This is a genomic window from Ignavibacteriota bacterium, from assembly GCA_016708125.1.
Lineage (GTDB): Bacteria > Bacteroidota > Ignavibacteria > Ignavibacteriales > Melioribacteraceae.
The window spans coordinates 1-16,980 of sequence record JADJGF010000006.1 but is presented as its reverse complement, the minus strand read 5'-3'; the positions used below and the strand labels follow the sequence as shown (position 1 = coordinate 16,980).

Annotated in this window: 22 protein-coding genes; 9 read left to right on the top strand and 13 right to left on the bottom strand. The window is 53.4% G+C overall.

Annotation, left to right across the window (positions count from 1 at the left end; genetic code table 11):
* Window positions 1–270: 270 nt before the first annotated feature.
* The 13 genes from IPH62_19770 to IPH62_19710 form a co-directional block, all read right to left on the bottom strand.
* Window positions 271–672 (bottom strand): hypothetical protein, encoded by a 402-nt coding sequence (locus IPH62_19770; GenBank protein MBK7107512.1) that lies wholly within the window; start codon window positions 670–672, stop codon window positions 271–273.
* 14 nt (window positions 673–686) lie between these two features.
* Entirely contained in the window at window positions 687–1,916 is a 1,230-nt protein-coding gene (locus tag IPH62_19765) for a hypothetical protein (protein ID MBK7107511.1), read from the bottom strand.
* Between the two features lie 11 nt (window positions 1,917–1,927).
* Window positions 1,928–2,485, bottom strand: a complete 558-nt coding sequence (locus IPH62_19760; protein ID MBK7107510.1) for a hypothetical protein — start codon at window positions 2,483–2,485, stop codon at window positions 1,928–1,930.
* Window positions 2,485–3,054, bottom strand: a complete 570-nt coding sequence (locus IPH62_19755) for a hypothetical protein (GenBank protein ID MBK7107509.1) — start codon at window positions 3,052–3,054, stop codon at window positions 2,485–2,487. Before IPH62_19755 ends, IPH62_19760 begins: the two co-directional genes overlap by 1 nt.
* Before the next feature lie 51 nt (window positions 3,055–3,105).
* Window positions 3,106–4,137, bottom strand: coding sequence for a hypothetical protein (locus tag IPH62_19750; GenBank protein ID MBK7107508.1), 1,032 nt, complete (start codon window positions 4,135–4,137; stop codon window positions 3,106–3,108).
* Entirely contained in the window at window positions 4,130–4,549 is a 420-nt protein-coding gene (locus IPH62_19745; GenBank protein MBK7107507.1) for a hypothetical protein, read from the bottom strand. Before IPH62_19745 ends, IPH62_19750 begins: the two co-directional genes overlap by 8 nt.
* A 17-nt stretch (window positions 4,550–4,566) precedes the next feature.
* Window positions 4,567–5,259, bottom strand: a complete 693-nt coding sequence (locus IPH62_19740) for a hypothetical protein (protein ID MBK7107506.1) — start codon at window positions 5,257–5,259, stop codon at window positions 4,567–4,569.
* A gap of 51 nt (window positions 5,260–5,310) precedes the next feature.
* On the bottom strand, window positions 5,311–5,715 hold the full coding sequence (locus tag IPH62_19735; GenBank protein ID MBK7107505.1) for a hypothetical protein: 405 nt from the start codon (window positions 5,713–5,715) through the stop codon (window positions 5,311–5,313).
* A gap of 495 nt (window positions 5,716–6,210) precedes the next feature.
* Entirely contained in the window at window positions 6,211–6,573 is a 363-nt protein-coding gene (locus IPH62_19730) for a hypothetical protein (GenBank protein ID MBK7107504.1), read from the bottom strand.
* A 253-nt stretch (window positions 6,574–6,826) separates the two neighbouring features.
* The gene (locus IPH62_19725) at window positions 6,827–7,147 is read right to left on the bottom strand and encodes a hypothetical protein (GenBank protein MBK7107503.1); all 321 of its coding nucleotides are present in this window, start codon (window positions 7,145–7,147) and stop codon (window positions 6,827–6,829) included.
* A complete protein-coding gene (locus tag IPH62_19720; GenBank protein ID MBK7107502.1) occupies window positions 7,144–8,676 on the bottom strand; it encodes a phage portal protein in 1,533 nt (510 codons plus the stop codon). Before IPH62_19720 ends, IPH62_19725 begins: the two co-directional genes overlap by 4 nt.
* A gap of 288 nt (window positions 8,677–8,964) precedes the next feature.
* The gene (locus IPH62_19715) at window positions 8,965–9,228 is read right to left on the bottom strand and encodes a hypothetical protein (protein MBK7107501.1); all 264 of its coding nucleotides are present in this window, start codon (window positions 9,226–9,228) and stop codon (window positions 8,965–8,967) included.
* Complete coding sequence (locus tag IPH62_19710; protein ID MBK7107500.1) at window positions 9,225–11,534, bottom strand: hypothetical protein; 2,310 nt, start codon at window positions 11,532–11,534, stop codon at window positions 9,225–9,227. Before IPH62_19710 ends, IPH62_19715 begins: the two co-directional genes overlap by 4 nt.
* A gap of 369 nt (window positions 11,535–11,903) precedes the next feature.
* On the opposite strand from IPH62_19710, the gene IPH62_19705 reads away from it, so the two are divergent.
* The 9 genes from IPH62_19705 (at window position 11,904) to IPH62_19665 (ending at window position 16,669) form a co-directional block, all read left to right on the top strand.
* Window positions 11,904–12,872 (top strand): AAA family ATPase, encoded by a 969-nt coding sequence (locus tag IPH62_19705; GenBank protein ID MBK7107499.1) that lies wholly within the window; start codon window positions 11,904–11,906, stop codon window positions 12,870–12,872.
* Window positions 12,873–13,128: 256 nt separating this feature from the next.
* The gene (locus tag IPH62_19700) at window positions 13,129–13,515 is read left to right on the top strand and encodes a hypothetical protein (GenBank protein MBK7107498.1); all 387 of its coding nucleotides are present in this window, start codon (window positions 13,129–13,131) and stop codon (window positions 13,513–13,515) included.
* 48 nt (window positions 13,516–13,563) lie between these two features.
* On the top strand, window positions 13,564–13,830 hold the full coding sequence (locus IPH62_19695) for a hypothetical protein (protein MBK7107497.1): 267 nt from the start codon (window positions 13,564–13,566) through the stop codon (window positions 13,828–13,830).
* 55 nt (window positions 13,831–13,885) lie between these two features.
* Window positions 13,886–14,212, top strand: coding sequence for an HNH endonuclease (locus tag IPH62_19690; protein ID MBK7107496.1), 327 nt, complete (start codon window positions 13,886–13,888; stop codon window positions 14,210–14,212).
* Window positions 14,193–14,741, top strand: coding sequence for a hypothetical protein (locus IPH62_19685; protein ID MBK7107495.1), 549 nt, complete (start codon window positions 14,193–14,195; stop codon window positions 14,739–14,741). The genes IPH62_19690 and IPH62_19685 overlap by 20 nt, the downstream gene beginning before the upstream one ends.
* Entirely contained in the window at window positions 14,738–15,115 is a 378-nt protein-coding gene (locus tag IPH62_19680; GenBank protein ID MBK7107494.1) for a RusA family crossover junction endodeoxyribonuclease, read from the top strand. Before IPH62_19685 ends, IPH62_19680 begins: the two co-directional genes overlap by 4 nt.
* A complete protein-coding gene (gene thyX / locus IPH62_19675; GenBank protein ID MBK7107493.1) occupies window positions 15,112–15,819 on the top strand; it encodes an FAD-dependent thymidylate synthase in 708 nt (235 codons plus the stop codon). The genes IPH62_19680 and thyX overlap by 4 nt, the downstream gene beginning before the upstream one ends.
* Entirely contained in the window at window positions 15,797–16,117 is a 321-nt protein-coding gene (locus IPH62_19670; GenBank protein MBK7107492.1) for a hypothetical protein, read from the top strand. Before thyX ends, IPH62_19670 begins: the two co-directional genes overlap by 23 nt.
* A 288-nt stretch (window positions 16,118–16,405) precedes the next feature.
* Window positions 16,406–16,669, top strand: a complete 264-nt coding sequence (locus tag IPH62_19665; GenBank protein MBK7107491.1) for a hypothetical protein — start codon at window positions 16,406–16,408, stop codon at window positions 16,667–16,669.
* Window positions 16,670–16,980 lie beyond the last annotated feature (311 nt).

Genomic DNA, 16,980 nt, shown 5'->3' with positions numbered 1-16,980 from the left:
CGCTTCTGCTAACGTCTCTTTGCCGGCATTTTATTCTTCAACCGGGGAACAGGGCGCGTACCCATCAGGCCGCGTCCCTGGCCCCAGTCGGATTGTCACCAGCCGCTCGGCTGGAATGTATATCGTCTGCCCAGAGCGATCCCACACTCGGTATTGTAGTGTGTCACCGCCCACCATCGGCGCAGTCCCCGCTCCTTCCCCCAAGAAGATTTCCTCTTCAGGGTTAGTCAGTCTCACATAGCCTTTCATTCGTTCGTTCTCCTTTTGCTGCTACACTACCGCGAGGATGAGCGCGCAGTAGATCTTGAGCGACAAGTCGCTAGCCGACACTTGTTGGATCTGATCGTTGACTGTGATGGTTGTCTCGTACAGAGTATCAACCGAACCCAGCGCACCATCAGTCAAGCCGAACACATCAAGCACCTTGTCTCCGACTACGGTTCCCACGGCAGAGATAGCGCCGGCGCCGTTCTTACCGTTGAAGCTGATCGTCTTCAAACCAGTCAGCACCGAGCGCACATTCGCCGGAGTCACAGCCCGCACAGCGTCAGTGCCAGTGATGGCCTCTGCCGTAGTTGCCAACTCGACGATACCCGCAGCAGTAAGGCTTGCCGCAGCATTGAGATCAGCAACCTCAATCGGCAGCGTAGCCACAGTGTTAGTCTTAGTCATCTCTCATTGCTCCCTTAGACGGGCCACACAGATGCAGCCGTCATACCAGTTGCACCAGTCTTGGCAAGCCACAAGCCCCACTGGGCACCAGTAGCATCAGCAACCAAACCGCTCACGCGCATGATCACCTGGCTCTCACCCTGCACGCCGATAGGCGCAGACATCCAGTGTACGTTCTGGGCGAAGAAGCCCATGGCGCTGGTGCCAGCGATATCAGGGAAGGATGCCCAGAAAGGCGTCACATAAGGCGTTTGGCTCCACTCGGTGCCACTGGTGCCACCCAACTTGATCTGGCGATACAGATCAGGATTGTCCCACAGGAAGGTATAGCTGATACCGATCTGCCGACCAAGGATCGAGTAGCCACCAGGGGCATACTGTCCTACCATCGTCTGATCCTGTGGACGGGTGATGTTACCCTGTAAGGTGATCTGCAGGTCACGCACATACCGCTTCTCGGCAGAACTCAACGCGCCCTGCTTCACCCAGCCACCGCCAGTCATAGGAATGGTATCAACGTTGGCCGCAGTGCTAATCGCCCAGCCATTAGCCGCAGTCAGCAAACCGGTAGACTTCTCAAGCACATACTGCTCATAGGTGTCCGAGTTGCCAGCGCCACCGACAAAGGCCACTTCCATACCAATCGGGCCAGTCGATGCAGCCGACAGACTGATCGATGCCACCTTGGTATTGTAGAAGGTTTCGCCAATGTAGCCGTCAGACGTGGGAATAGCACGCCGCATTGTCAGCCATTTGTTGTCACCATCACCCTGTTCAGAACCAAACAGAATGGAACCGCTAGCGCCGGGGAAGATCATCACCTCATGGGCGCCACCACCCAGACCAGTGATATCAGCCACGGTGGTAGCAGTACCCATCGCAGCAGCAGGGATCGTAGCAGTCGTTACAACCAGCGTAGACGCCACTTTCGCGGCGCTGCCAGCGAACGTCCAGAACAGTGGAACCAGCCCATTGGCCTTGGTTGCGGTTCCGCTGATAGCCAGTCGGGGACGCATCGCCAACTGCCCACCGCTCCAATAAGAACTCTTGTAGGTGCCGGGCGGTAAGAGCGAGCCACCAATTTCAGGCTCATAGGGGCGTTGATCGTCTTGCAGACTCATGTCGCCACCAAGAACCTTGTGCCAGGTCATACCGTTGTCGTTGTATTCCCCGGCTGCTGGAAAGTCGTCCTGCGCGACCTGCCCCACCCATCCAAATGCAGCCCTCATACCAGAAACAGGCATTGTTTTTCTCCTTAGTGTGGGCGCACGGTCTCAACCGTGAAATACACCCAGAATTCCCAGATGTGGCTCTTAGGGCCACCCCTTTCCTCTGCCGCAGATGCATTGAGCATCAGGCGATAAGCCCTTTCCCCAAAGTCATCTTCAAGACCCAACACGATAGCAGGACTCAAGTAATTCTCGATCAATCCCCTTACCGTGTTCGCCAATTCGTTGGCTGTGTCTCGATCTTCTTTTGTACGGGTGAAGAAGACAGAACCCTCTACCGTGAAACGGCGCAGCCATGTTCGGCCCCCGCCAACTTCTCCGATTGCCATGGACTCGCCGCGATCATATCCCATGATCCCGCCAGCAGATCGTACATATCTCGATCCAGACGCTTCATCTACCCACTTGGTGTCACGCGGTTTACCGATATGCACCATCAGGTTGATGGCGGGCCGCTCGGGATCAGCTTGTAAGCGCCCTAGCTTGATCTCGTAATCGTCCAAGCCGTACTCTGCAAGATCAGCATCTAGCATTGTCTCTAGATGAGCTTCTACGGCCTGGGCGATCTTGGTAGAGATTTGCATTACAAACCCACCACTTGGCGATGTGCGCCCACAATGCGATCAAACTGGCTGATGTACCAGTTAGACGCCTGGATCAGGCTGTTCTGAATGGGCGATGCGTCAGCCTTGTCATTGAACGCGCCCAACCTAGCCCGGCTAGTCATATTTGGTACAAGGCAGTGGGCCGCAGTCATGTAAACTATCGCATCTCTGGCCCACGTTGGAACAGCAATGTCAGTCGTTGATGTGCTGACTGTCGGATAGTAGGCGTGATAATACAGAGTGGAAGACACATACTCTTTACCAAGAAATACCGTAGTCCCCCAAACCCAGTAGCTATCCTCGTCAAACATCTCGCCCGGATTGCCGATTGTGGCGGCAGACAAGGAAACAGAAGAACCGTCCTCGTCTACGGCCACAATCGCCGCAATCCGATAGCAGTCAGTAGGTAATGTGAAAGAGCTTACTGCACCAAAGGTTGCTCTACTCTGGATAGGTCTATGGGCTGCAAACGCACGTAGCGCAGCATTCAAGCCATCGACACGAACATTGGTAGAGTGCGCCGGGTTGGCGTTATCCTCGTCGTCCAATGTCCTGCCTAGCAGCAGTGTGAATTCAGCCCAAGACCATGCCATGATAGATTAACCCAGTGTCACGTCGCCGCGGTTGCCCCAGCTACCCACAGCCATGTGAACTTCCCATAGATCAGGGTTCCAGCGGTTCATCTCGCCAAACATATCCCAGCTTACGCGAGTAGTCGTCTGGAAGTCGTCAATGGCGGGCGGGTTGTAGATCTGCACGCCTTTGCGCATGGCGAAGCGCAAGCCCCCGCGCGCGCCGAAGATGTAGGCCGGCTGGACGTGCAAGCCTTTCGTCAAGAAGGCGAAGGCCGTGCCAACTGCACCAGCGCCGCCCAAGGTGGTATGGCTGTACTGCGTGGTGTAGTCAGTCATAACCGGAGTGCGGAAGGTGATGCGGTTGGTGGAGTGATCCACGGTGGCAACTTCAAAGACTTCGGTGTAACCATCAGTCACATCGACGCCATCAGTCACGCCCCAAGCGTTAGTGCGGCTGGTGTGCAGGGTCACAAAGTCGCCAGGATAGAAGACCGAATCAGCGAAGTCGCTGCACTGGACATAGTGCTTGATGCCAGCCGAGGACTGCCCCACGTACCAGGTCGAGTCAATCGACGTGGTATCGGGATCAGGAGCGCCGTCGCCGGCATTAATCGGCTCAGTGATAGCAACTTGCTCGGTGATCGGACCCATGTTGAACAGCGCCGCATCCCACGACTGCATGAAGACAAAGCCCTCGTAGGCAACCATGTCCAGGTTCATGATCGACTGATTGCCAAGACCCGTCAGGCGCTGTACGTACTCGCTGTTCATATTACTGAACAGACTGTGGAAAACACCAGGGGTGGTGATAACCAAGTACATATTGGTGCCTGGAATCGGATTGGCATAGTCGCCAAAGTTCTGGAAAGCCCACTTCGAGCGAACCGACATCTTCAGCTTGATATCGCGCAGGATCTTCTCGTCGAGCGTGAAGTCAGTCGTAGCCGACAGGCCAGCAACGCTGGAAGCGCCACCCGCGTAACTGCGAACAGTTCCCATCGTCAGCAGGCTATCACGAGCGATCTTCTCCGCAGTACCCACAATTGAGTTACTCAAGTGGGTCTGCAAGATACCATCGATGAAGCCCTGCGTGCCGCCACTGCGCCACATATTCACTAGTCGATCGTAGGACTCGAGCTGGATTTTGCCACCATAGCGCAAGCGTGACAGTAGCTTTGCGCTCCCGACTATCCACGTAGTCGGGGTTGATGTACTTGGCGCGAGTACCAATCGGGTTGTGATTGGTGTGGCCGGGCAAAGCCTCGCGACCAGTCGTGATCTCCGTGGGGTTGGTGGTGCCAGTTCCAGCAGCCAACGACTCCAGGGCCACCCAGTCGACCAGGGGGGTGAACAGCGACTTCTGACGAAAAGCCACGGCGATAGCGGGATCAACCGCACTCCACCGGTTTTGGCTCCACGCCTCAATCGGGTTCACACTGTAATAACGATCAAAATCACCTACTGCCATCGGATGTTTCTCCTATTTCAAATTGGGTTCGATGACAACACAGCAGGTGTAGCGAGCTTATTGCCGCTTTCATCGGCCAGGGCGAGATACTTCGCATATTCCGTCCGGTAGGTAGCCATATCGCCTTTTTGCATGGCCGATACAGACGCTTGCCAAGCCGCCGCTTTCAATTCCTGCTTCGTGCTGCCAGTCCCAGCGGCGCCAGCGCCAACGGGTTGCGTTGCGCCTGATTGCGCTTCCTGGAACGCCTGCGTAACTATCTGCTTCTGTCCTTGAGACAATGCGCCAAGCGCCTCCTCAAGATCAGCAGCAGACATGGTTGAACTCTGAACCAGCTTCATAATCGGGTCAGAGATCAAGCCAGGATGCTTCAGCATCACATTTTGGCGCTCTACTTGCTGCGCCAGCGTTTCTTTCTGGGCGTTTGCCCCTTCCCACTTGGTGCTCAAATCAGTAAGCTGGGCCTGTGCAGCTTCTAGCGATGCTTGAAGTAGACTGGCTTGCCCAGTGATCTGCTCACGCTCACTGTTCCAAGCAGTACGCTCGGCGCTTAGCGCTGATTGAGCATCGACAAGTTGCGTCTGAATGCCCAAAATTTTGCCTTGCAGCCCTGCGTACTTTGCCTTCCAATCAGTTGCATCGGTTTGGCCCCCACTACCGGCCTGGTCATTTCCGGCCAGGTCATCATGTATGGTCACGTCCGGTGGCATGATGGTTTCTCTCCCTTGTATTCGTTCGTTAGTTTCGTAGCCGGGCTACGATTATTCCCGCAGCATACCGACAATCAGTTGGCCGGTGCCGCCAGTGCGAGTCCCGCCCAGCGTTACCTTCACCTGGAAGGGCGCAGTGTAGCGCTTACACACGGTTGCTCTAACTGAATTGCCAGCCGTATTCTCGTCAATCCCGGTGTTGGCGATCCACAGATCAGCCGTGGTGCCGTCGCCCACGTCGATGGTTGCGCTGCCGCCGAAGGCAGTCTTGACAGTGTGGATAACCTCGATCACAGTCACAGGATTAGCGGTAGTCGCCATCCCGTAATAGGTTGCGGTGTCATCCGCGTTGACGTAGTTCACAAACTCGTAGAAGGGCGCATACGACTCGCCATCGCTAGGATTGCGCGTCGGATCGACCTGAGTCGTGTAACTGGTGTACATCCCGTTTCCCATTGTTCTTCTCCCTTAACTTGGATTTACATCTTCAATCGGCAGAGATCCCCGTCTCCCCCATGATTGAAGTTTGGTTCCCATAACCACCGACAAATCGGCGGATGAACACTCTAGCGCAAAGACAGGTCGCCTATCCACTGCGTCTGGTGTATGAACTCGATATACCCAACCCTCTTGATGATTGATTAGCTGTACGGCTCTACCGTCAGCCTCCCACGCCTCATAAAGCGTTTCGTATCCATCATCACCCGGGCTGAGCAATGCCTCCGGTAACGCCATTGCCCGTTCTCCGTCTGGTTGACTGTAGGACGAGCTTTTCGCCAATCCCCTGATCCTTATGCCACTTCAGCGACACATGCGGGAAAGACGCCCCCGCATCCTTACGCATCTTCCCCCCACAAGCAGTGCAGATTACGGTAGGAACATTTGACATCTCGTGCCAAACATCCCGCCGCTCTCTGCACTCACCATCGCACATGTACGTGTAAGTAGGCATTATACAGGCTTGAAAGGCGTCGAGTAGACGATGCGCACAATCGCACGGCCAGCAGTTGCATTACTAGCGGAGTCGGTAAACGTTGCAATAATACCCTGACGGGTCGCCAACGTATCCGACTCGTTGAGCGCAATCAGCAATGCGCCAGTCTCGGCCAACGATACGCCAGAAGCGTAGTACGCAGCACTTCCAGGCTTGCCAATGCTCAGTAAGTTAGTCCCGCTACCATTGAAGGCAGTCTTAACGTGCACGGATGCAAACAGCGGCACGGCTCCGACCGGCAGCAAGAACAAGTCTTTTGCAGTCGTGTCCGTATACAAAATCGTCTCAGAGCTTTCAACTACAGTTCGGCTAAGTGCCATTCCCGTCTCTCCTTGCTGCCAGCATGTTTCGAGACCCTAATCCTCAAATGCTTCTCGGCAGTCATTACATCTGATTTGGTTATCTTCCACTCCCGACCCAGGAGCGCCATCAAACATTTACATTGATCCGACAAGAGATACTCCATTGCGTCCTCGCCGTATGTCTTGTCGGTAGATCCCACATCCCTCACGGCTCTCAAGATGATTGCACTGGCTAAACACCGATACGCAGCATCTTCAGTCACCATGGACTCTAGTCCTCTGATTTTACTCTTGCCCGACTGCGCATCAGCGGGCTACGCAGATACACAGACGCCTCAACCAATGCATCACGCACGGACTCAAGCATTGTAGGCGTGTACTGCTCCTGCGGCACACTAGGCGGCAATTGCACAAACAATGGTTGCCCATGCGCCATAACAACAGGCACGACAGTCAACGAGTTCAGCAACAACTCCAGTTGCGATGCATTCTCTTTCAGGTTCCACACCGCCGTAATAGCGGCCTCTTCCGTATCTGCTTCAACCATCTTCATGATTGTTTCAATTGGAGACATTTTTACTTCGTTAGTCATTCGTCTTTCTCTTCCTTAGCCTTTGCGGCTTCTTTTGGTTTGCTAGCTGGAATACCTTCTGGCGTCTCTGGCGGCTTGTTAAGCTCAGCCTTCCATTCCTCGAATTCTTGAATGCGCTTGAAGGTTTCTTCAATCTCGCCAGTTGGAATGTCTTCGTACTTCTCTAACGCGTCCATCGGATGAATATGCCCAACACCCTGGCGCTGCACCAACTCATTTACCAACTCTGTCCGATCTCTAGGCAGCATGGGTGCCCATGCTGGAGTGATTGCAATCTTGGACACGTCCAAGCCATCGAGCTTACCAACCTGCTTGAGAATAGCCATCTGCAAGGCCATCCGGTTCAGCTTCTCAAATGCTGGCGTCCACAGCCATCGCTCGGTGAGGATATGGCTCTTGACAGGGAACATGCGGGTAATGAGCGTTAGCGAGCTGCGTTGACTTCCTTCGTCCTCTCCCACTGCCACTGGTGGAATTGCCATCGCCATGCGCAATTCTTTCTTGAGACTGTCAATGTAATTCATCGCCCCGCTAGTCACGTCCGATGGGCTGTACCAGTCCATTTCTGGTGCTTTGCCATCAGGCATTCCCGGCCCCAAGTCCACAACCGCTGGCCCACCCCTCCACAAGCGAAATGGCAGCTTCAGCTTACCCGTAGGATGGTTCTTGAGCACCCCGAACGGATAGCTATTCTGGTGCAAGATATCGCCAATGTTGGCGAGGCGGGCATTGTACTCATACGCCAGATCTACACCACCAACCCACTCTGCCAAAGGCACCCCAAAGAACCCGTTTGACGCAACATGCGGTATATAGACAAACGGTAAGAAGCCAAACGGGTTCTTCTCCGCCTTGATCGTGAGCCTCTTTCCCTCAACCCCAACAGTGATAGAAAGAGTCCCCGCGTTCCCCCCTCTAGCAGCCGTCCAATGCTCTCTGTACTCCACCAACTCCGGCCAATCACCGCTCCACTGTCCCCATTCCGACCTGGCCGCTTCCCTTGGGATCATGTAGCGAACAAAAATCTCGCTAAATGTAGTCGATCCTGGCGTGAAAACGGGGAAAACATAGTCAGAATGAACCATCTCGAACTTGAAGGGGAAAAGATCAAAGGGATTTTCGTTTTCAAGTGCGTATCGAATCCTCCAATAGACGCCACCAGTCACCTGAGACGACAATCCGGCGAGAAATTGGACTTTTCGAGCTTCGCTTTCCATCCAAAGCTCATCTAAATAGTCCTGTGCAGCCGAAATGATGCCATTCGGTACTTCAAAACCGCGTCTGGGCGCTACTTTTTGCTGAATGAGCGGTTCCGAGTTGTCCCGCACCTCGCCAAATAGCAGTTGGGCGTGCATATTGCAGGCCAAAGAGATGTCATTGACGCCCAATCGATACTTTCTGCGCGGTGCCTGCCCATCCGTCCCTGCTTCAAGCTCTAGCCACGTCTCACCATTGTACAATTGCCAGTTGGACGCATAACGCGTAAGCTGAGATGCCCACATACCTTGTAGGTATCCCGTATATTCCATGGGCGGTTGTGCAGCCAACGATGACGGATAGTAAGACATTGAGTAAAAAAAAGCGCAAGACACTGGATTTACCAGCATCTTGCGCCGAGCAAGGCAGCTTACGGTATCAGTTTTGTGTTTTCCAGGTAAATCTCTGTTCGCTCTTCTGAGCGATCTTCACAGCCTGTGGCGTGATGCAGATCTCTACCGTTCCATAGCCCTCTGCAATCGTATCTTGGAGGGCCTTTAGAAGCATTGTCGTCATCTCTGCGCTAAGCGGAAGACGTACATGCGTTCCGACACTAGGCATTATACCACATCCTCCCCTGCGAGTGCAAGGTTTTCAGTGAAACTCATGAAATCGGCATCAAAATCGCCGCGCAAGTACGGCAATCGATCAAAATCATAGAGAATGGGCAATTCCTCGAAGGTAAAAAGCGTCGAAACGCGCTCTTCGCCGCGTTTTTGCAGGAAACGATCAATCTGGCGCAGAAGAAATGCATCGATCCTGCCCAGGATAGCATACACAAGAATCTTGATCCTATCAGGAATTGTAACAAAGAAATCTCTCATAAGGACTCCTTAGACACATTGTACAAGACGCCAGCATCATCCGGCATCTGCCAACCGCTATTGCCATCCCCATTCCATGGAGAGGACGGCTCTTGCTCTATTCCGTAGCCCAGGCTACGATCAGAGATGATGTAGTACATGCGATACACCAGCATAAACAGCGTCATGGTCGAGTCTTGCGCAATCTTCTTGTCGGGCAGCGACCAGTTTGACGTTTGCCGCACAAGAATACGCAACTCCGGCATGATTAAAGCCCCCTTGCGCAGCAAGTCAATCAACCAGTTAGCAGCAGTATGCTTCATGCTGTTTGTCATATCGTAGGGATTGCCAAACACATCAAAGCCGTCCCTTTCAAGTTCCTCGTCAACAGTCGGACTTTTCTCTTTGAGCGAGCCCAGCAGGACTTCATGCATACCCGACTGCTGGCCCCCGTTGTCGTAGATCATGTCGGCGGGCGATACAACGGGGTAGGTTTGCGCAGCAAATTTGTACGCGTTGGTGTACGGCACATATGTCTTGCTACGCGCGTTCAAGTTGCCCATCTGGAAGAAGACAACCTCAGCGGGGTTGGCCGTGATGTCCACTACCATCACGCACCAAGAATTACGGCGAGGCAGCTTGTCTTTACCAGGATCACCGGCGATTACATGGAAATGGCCCTGTGTGGGCAGTTTCACGTAATGGATAATGCCGTGTGCGGGATGCTCTTGGATAATCCTACCGCCCAATTCCGACAACTCCCCATGTCGCTCCCCACGTACCGCGCTCATCAGCAATTGTGGATCGATCTCGGTACCCAGGCCCAATGGACGCCGGCCCAACAATTCCACCTGCCGCGCTTCGGGATCTGTACCCCACGCCTCTTCCAGCGCTGCTCTGTCCTCTGGCGAGAGACGGATGTTGTCGTACATGCTGACCTGGATGAACCAGGCGTAGTGGGGCTTTTCCTCCGCCATGTCCATGACTTCCCACACCCAATCCGGCTCTCCCGCATTGCCAATAGCATAGAAGCGCTTCATGCGCCCCACCTTGAAGTCGAGAAGCTCATTCTCGCAACGCTCAACAAGCTCATCGTTGCCGGTAACGTTTCCAATACCAATCATCTGCTGAAGCTCATTGATACGCTGCCGATGCTTTTGCGGAAGATGCGCCATTAGCCAGGGGTTAAGGCCGCGCAGGCACCCCCTGATATGGTTGACAGTCTTGGAGTCGTGTACTTCACGCAGGATCTCGTCCCCCGATCCCTCTCCCGCTTCGGTAGAGCGCAACCGTTCCAGATCTTCATCGCCTAGGCTGCGAAACATGATCGTATTGCCCGCTTGCTGCTTTCCCGCTATTTCACCACCGTCATGCTCGTCCCAAGGTCTAAAGTAGATGTCTGTCTGGGGAAACTCGCGCTTGTCCTGGATGAACACCTCTGCAAAGCTGCGAGCCGTCATTGTACCATCACTGCGATAGTGCCGACGCGCCGCCATATCCAAAATGGCGTTATACGCCTTCTTGGCCTGATCCAGTGACAGCGCAACATGCAACCACGGCTCGCCAGGATGCAATGCAGTCCATACCATCATCATAATAGCCATGGGTATGGTTTTCCCGGCTCCACGCCCGCCGACTACGATGTTGTAGCGCTGGGGGGAGTAGTACATGCCAAGCTGGTGTCCAAAGAGGGTGTAGTGCGTCCCAAAGTATAGCTCGATGAAGCCGTTAATAGCCGTTGGCACGCAACGAGGCATTTGACTTTCATGCACATATTCAGCCAGCAACCAATCTGCCGCAGGCAGGTAAGGTTCCTCTACGCCAGCAGCCACCATCGCATCTCTAATGCCTGGGTAGTGCAGATATGGGACTTCGACGCCAAGAGTCGGGTGCAGCCCCATTCCGTCCGGCCCGCTCCACCAGCCTTTGGGATTACGAAACCAGAAGTCTTCTACCACCTTCTGCGCGGTGACTATATTCCATTCGTCAGGGGATAAATCGATGTATCCCTTGTTCTTTGCGTGTTTACCCGGCATTTGCACGTAACAAATCCAAGCATACAACTCTTCAGCCTTTGTTGCTGCAATCGCCCAGGCTCGTCCATTGGACGGATCACTGGCCTTCAATGCGCGCAAGTTAAAGAACAACTCATACGACTCTACCAACACTTGCTGCTGTTTCGTGATTTCTTCCATGTTCATTTCCCTTTTATCTATTGGTGAATCCAAAAACGGCCACTTAATAGATAGCGGAAGAGTAGCGCCCTTCGGGCGTGAAGCCAAACAATAGATCGGAAAGGCTGGACGAGCAGGCAGATCGTCCAGCACACTATCCCCCTCGGCATGAATACGGTGGTGCAATCTAGCACTCACCCCCATCGTTCGCAAAGAAGTTAAACTCTCGCCTCTACCCCCCATTCCTCTACGATCAATATGGTGCCAATGCTCTGGCAACCCGCCATCAGGCGAGTAATCGGCGTAAGCAGCGGCGCGTTGCTGCGCAATGATAGCATTTTCTTCGATGGTAGGAATGTGCTTGCCATGCTTTCATTGTACCACTAAAAAGCGCTGTGTACAAGTCCAGGTAGACACTTGTACACCAAATCAGTCTATCGCAAACTTGACAATTGTATTGCCGTGGGGTACAATACTCCCATTGAGTTAGTTCACACGCACGAATCCAAGGAGAGTGCAAAAATGGCATTTGTAAAGGCTCAAAAACACGCTGCAAAGCTCCGTATGGCAATCGCCGGGCCTTCCGGCTCAGGTAAGACCTTTTCCGCACTGAAGATCGCAACCGCAATGGGTGGGCCAATCGCAGTCATCGATACCGAACACGGCAGCGCCAGCAAATACGCTGATTTGTTTGACTTCGACGTTCTCGATCTGGAAGCTCCGTTTCACCCAGATCATTTCATTGAGGCTATTCACGATGCCGAGGCGGGCGGTTACAAGTTTGTCATCATTGACTCTCTCTCGCACGCGTGGAATGGCCCTGGTGGCGTGCTGGAGATCAAAGAGAAATTTGCAAAGCAGAAAGGATTCAACGACTACACCGCCTGGGGGCCGGCTGGCGATATCCAGGCAAAGCTGATCGAAGCGATTACCGGTTCTAACCTGCATGTCATCGCTACTATGCGCTCGAAGACCGCGCATGAAGTCCAAAAGGACTCTGATGGACGTACCAAGATCGTGAAATTGGGGATGCAGCCCATTCAGCGAGATGGCACCGAATACGAATTCGACGTCCTGCTGGACATGGACATCCAGAACAATGCAGTCGTTGGCAAGACCCGCTGCGTGGCGCTAACCAATGAGGTATTCAGCAAACCAGGCCAGGAGATTGCTGACATTCTTTCCGCATGGCTGACGGGCGCTCCGGCACCTGATCGTCGCACCCCAGAAGAGCTACGCAAGGCCGCTGGACTGAAGATTAAGGAGCGTCTCGCTGAAGTCGGCATCGACGTAAATGCGCCCGGCTTCAAAATCACCACAGCAATCGCAGATCTGGACGTGCAGTGGGCCAATGAGATTGGCGCAGCTATCACCGCACAAGACTGGGGCAAGGCGCTGACCGTGGACATGAGCGAGACGCCGGCTGCAAAGATCACTGTCCCAAATGGCAAAACCGCGGAAGAGATTGCCGAAATGGCGATTGTGAATTGATGACAGTCAAAGCCTGCTACAACTGCCGCAATTACAGCACATCTCAGGAAAGTAAAGCCTGGGTTGAACGCTGCGCAGCTAGGGGCAACGCCCGACTGATGGTTGCGGCGGTTGTAGCAGGCCAGCCCATTCTTATCGACATGGAAAGATTCAAAAACGATAAGACGGCATACATTTATGGTTCCCCCGCACAATACCATGACGCAAACGGGCGGCATGAGTGCGAAACATACCAAAAGAAGGAGCTAGAAGCTATATGAGGTACGGAGACAGTAGGGATGCATACACGCAGGACATTGCTCTTGCCATGGGATTCGACTACGTGGACGAACTTGAGCCAGCGGTGCAAGATCTTCTGCGCATCGAAAGCCCCGCGCGGTTGGAAGTCATCTTGCAGATTGCGGAAACGGCTGCTACCAACTGCGCCAGCTATGTCACACAAAGCGACTATAAGGACAAGCTGGAAGCCATCGAAAAGATGGCGCTGGCACACGCCGAAAGCAAGACGGCCAAGGTGCGTGAGCTAATGGAAGAAATCTTGGTGATCATTGGCGAGGAACCAGAACAGCAGGCAGAAGAACTGCCCGTCAACGACGACTCTACCTTCACGTATAATCCACAGGAGCCAGTCGATGTTTCCTAGCATCTCGGAGTTGCTCTTGAACCCCTGGTAGCGGCTGCGGCAGTAGCCTTGATCGTCAATGTCATCTCCTACGCAATGGGCGGCAAGAATCCATCCTGGCTGGCTGTAGGCGTTGGACTCGCCTACATGCTCGGCGGCTACATCGTTACTGGACGCACTACACCTGAAGAATTGTTCTTGGCGGTAATATACGGCATGATCGCTGTGGCGCCGCTCGCGCACGTCGATGGCGCAGTGCTCAACAAGTTGTTTGGCCGCTACGGCATCCAGACAACGAGAGGCACGACAAAAGAACTGTTCCCCCGCTGGCTGTAACTACAAGGGCTGTGCGTAGGTCGGGCGGCTTGCGCACAGCCAAACTAAAAACCCTATGATCTTAGCGCATCTTCTCTCCCTTACCATGCGTTCTGGTGTGCGCTATGACGATGACTGGCGAATGAAGATCATTCGCCGGTACGTCAGGCGCCGTGACAAGAACCGCTGCCGGCGCTGTGGTAGACACATCTCAACGTGGATACTCGACGTGCATCACAAGCAGTTTGTCGAGAATGGCGGCAATCACAACCCACGAAACCTGGAAACCCTGTGTGTTGACGATCACGCGCGGAAACATCCGTGGATGGAAAATCTGAACAGGCCCAGAACCTGGAAAGAAGCAAAACGCAAGAGGCAGATAATTGAACAACTTACCCGATAACTGGATCAGCGATGTAATGGAAAAACGCGCAGAGTTTGAGTCTGCCCCAAAGCCGTTTCCAACACCACCCCTACTTGATAGCATCTTTTATCTAGTCGGTGAAGTGGCCGAATTAGGAATGGAATTGCACGCAATAACTCGCCAGGGCGATCTACGCAATCCCAGCAGCAAGCGAAACGGAATTAGCGGCGAACTAGGCGATAGTCTGTTCATGCTAGGCACAGTGGCGCATCAAGTAGGGCATCAAGAGCTATACACCTACAACATATTCAGCGGTACAAAACAAAGTGCAATTATCCATCCCAGCAACCGAGATCTGATTGATACCTGTGCGGTTACACAATCGCTGGCACTGGAACTATACGATGAGCTAGACAATGACGGATTGCTTCCTGTGCTTGCATCAGCCACAGACATTCTAAACGATATCTACTCGAACTTGGAGACGCTCTCTCACTGGCTGGATATCGATATGACCGGCGCACTAACCAGCACATATACCAAGATAGCAGAGCGATCTGGCCTATGAGCGAGCTGCTGTTATCTTTTGAGCTAGAAGGCGTGCCAGTATCCTCCAATGGCATGTACAAGAACATAGGCCGTGGCAGGGCGCTCACCACAGAAGCAAAAGCATGGAAGGCAGGTGTTACCGCCGATGTCAAGAATATCATCAATCACCAGCAACTCGACTTTCGCAGCTTTGCCAAGAAGCCCCTGCGAGCTAAGTATTACTTCTGTGTCCCAGAACTATACCGAGCCGATTGGGACGGATACATCAAAGCTTTGCAGGACAGCACAATGGACGCAATGGGACTCGATGACAGGTACATCGTCTCCGCTGAAGCCCACAAAATGCTAGACAAGGAGCGACCCCGGTTCAAAGTGGAAATCTGGAGCTTATGAGCAATCAATTCCTAATCGGCAAGCGCGTAGATGTACTAGACAAGGGCTGGATCGAGCTGCAGGACGTGATGGGCGATGACAACGCCATCGTGGCCGCTGCGCGCACCTCCTTCCTGGGCGACAGCAAAGGCCCAGACAAGGACAAGAAGCTGCTGTTCTATCTGATGCAACATCGCCACACAACGCCCTTCGAAATGGTGGAATTCAAGTTCCGCGTACGCGCACCGCTGGTTGTGTGGTGGCAGTGGGTACGGCATCGCACTTTCTCAATGAATGCTCAGTCGGGCCGATATACCCCATTCGATGAAAACGCATTTTATATCGTCAAGCCCGATGAGTGGCGCCTCCAATCCAGTAACAACAAGCAGGCCAGCGAGGGCTTTCTTGAAGATGGGCAATGGCTAACTACAGCACTAATAGATCACTGCTGGCAAGGATATCGCTTGTATGAGAAAGCTATTAGCGCTGGCGTGGCCCGCGAGCAAGCACGCCTGTTCCTTCCAGGCTTTGGCGTCTACTACACCTGGGTAGTCAAGGTGGACGCTCACAACCTGATGCATTTCCTCAAGCTGCGTATGGCACAAGAGGCGCAGTATGAAATACGTGTTTACGCTCAGGCCATCTACGATCACTTCTTCAAACTGGCACTGCCCTGGACAGCAGAAGCAATGGAGACGATGAATGCAAGCACCACAGCTTTTTGAGGACACGCCGCTCGACATGAAGATCCTTTCTGGCCCCCTGGCTGATCACTGGCCAGACTGGAAAGGCGACCCGATCTACTTCTACGAGATAACGTTTGCATCAGGAATGACAGAAGAAAGATACAGGCGGCGATACCGACAAGGACTCCCAAAGCCGCCATACGAAACGACATTCTCCGAGGGCATACCAGTGTCTATTCCCATTTTTGAAGCACAGCCATCAGAAGCTAACCAAGAAAGGCTTTCAGCTCTGGTAGCAATTGCCGTAGCTAATTGGCAGCAATCTCAACAATCGTAGCCGGGCTACGAAAATCATGTGTGCAGAATGTCCTATGTAGTAATGACATTCTGCACACATGAAAAGGAGCTTGATGCGGATCATAACCAACCCAACAACGGCATGGTGCGCGGGTTGCATGAATAGCTGGATACCAGACATGATAGCGATCCAGATGCCCGGAGCAACCAGGACATCAGCAAAGCCAATCTACTGTCTTGATTGCGTTAATAAAGCCCAACGCAAGGGCGTAGAAGAACAGCAACGAAGAATCGCAGAACACGCAGCAGTCCACGGAGGCAAACCATCATGAACCTAGCAGCAACTCCCCAGCCACCCCCCGCCGAAGGCGGGGAAGTGGTTCTCTTTCAGGTAATCAATGATCTCGAAGCACGCGCAGAATTCGGTAAGGAGAAGCATGGCGACTATCTGAGAACCAACAATGGCCGCTCAGCCGTATGGGATGCCTACCAGGAGATTTTGGATTTCGTGATGTATTTTCGCCAGTACATCATTGAGCAAAAAGAACTGCCCGCTGCATCTATCGAATGCAAGTCCAGCGCATGTCTCTAGGAATAGTAAACACAAACAATGAGACAAGACTTCGCATGGACGAGATCGAAGAACGTCTGGACGAGATCGCCAAGGCCATCGATGGCCTTACTACCAACATGAACTACATGGCGGCAAAGCGCGGCATAAATCTCTTGAACGTCTCCGGCTACCCGCGCACCCATGAATGACAACTATCCACTATGAGATGGGTGGCAGACAGATGCGCTGGGACATCTCGGCGCATCCGTCTGATGACGACACAAACACCCTCAAAGAACACCTGCTAGAATGGTTCGGCCCAGAGGCAATCTTCATCAAAGCCACCTACA

Bases quoted from the DNA above. Each gene is read 5' to 3' on its own strand.
- IPH62_19770 (MBK7107512.1), bottom strand. From the start codon at position 672: ATGACTAAGACTAACACTGTGGCTACGCTGCCGATTGAGGTTGCTGAT.
- IPH62_19765 (MBK7107511.1), bottom strand. From the start codon at position 1,916: ATGCCTGTTTCTGGTATGAGGGCTGCATTTGGATGGGTGGGGCAGGTC.
- IPH62_19760 (MBK7107510.1), bottom strand. From the start codon at position 2,485: ATGCAAATCTCTACCAAGATCGCCCAGGCCGTAGAAGCTCATCTAGAG.
- IPH62_19745 (MBK7107507.1), bottom strand. From the start codon at position 4,549: ATGGCAGTAGGTGATTTTGATCGTTATTACAGTGTGAACCCGATTGAG.
- IPH62_19740 (MBK7107506.1), bottom strand. From the start codon at position 5,259: ATGCCACCGGACGTGACCATACATGATGACCTGGCCGGAAATGACCAG.
- IPH62_19735 (MBK7107505.1), bottom strand. From the start codon at position 5,715: ATGGGAAACGGGATGTACACCAGTTACACGACTCAGGTCGATCCGACG.
- IPH62_19730 (MBK7107504.1), bottom strand. From the start codon at position 6,573: ATGGCACTTAGCCGAACTGTAGTTGAAAGCTCTGAGACGATTTTGTAT.
- IPH62_19725 (MBK7107503.1), bottom strand. From the start codon at position 7,147: ATGACTAACGAAGTAAAAATGTCTCCAATTGAAACAATCATGAAGATG.
- IPH62_19720 (MBK7107502.1), bottom strand. From the start codon at position 8,676: ATGGAATATACGGGATACCTACAAGGTATGTGGGCATCTCAGCTTACG.
- IPH62_19715 (MBK7107501.1), bottom strand. From the start codon at position 9,228: ATGAGAGATTTCTTTGTTACAATTCCTGATAGGATCAAGATTCTTGTG.
- IPH62_19705 (MBK7107499.1), top strand. From the start codon at position 11,904: ATGGCATTTGTAAAGGCTCAAAAACACGCTGCAAAGCTCCGTATGGCA.
- IPH62_19700 (MBK7107498.1), top strand. From the start codon at position 13,129: ATGAGGTACGGAGACAGTAGGGATGCATACACGCAGGACATTGCTCTT.
- IPH62_19690 (MBK7107496.1), top strand. From the start codon at position 13,886: ATGATCTTAGCGCATCTTCTCTCCCTTACCATGCGTTCTGGTGTGCGC.
- IPH62_19680 (MBK7107494.1), top strand. From the start codon at position 14,738: ATGAGCGAGCTGCTGTTATCTTTTGAGCTAGAAGGCGTGCCAGTATCC.
- thyX (MBK7107493.1), top strand. From the start codon at position 15,112: ATGAGCAATCAATTCCTAATCGGCAAGCGCGTAGATGTACTAGACAAG.
- IPH62_19670 (MBK7107492.1), top strand. From the start codon at position 15,797: ATGCAAGCACCACAGCTTTTTGAGGACACGCCGCTCGACATGAAGATC.
- IPH62_19665 (MBK7107491.1), top strand. From the start codon at position 16,406: ATGAACCTAGCAGCAACTCCCCAGCCACCCCCCGCCGAAGGCGGGGAA.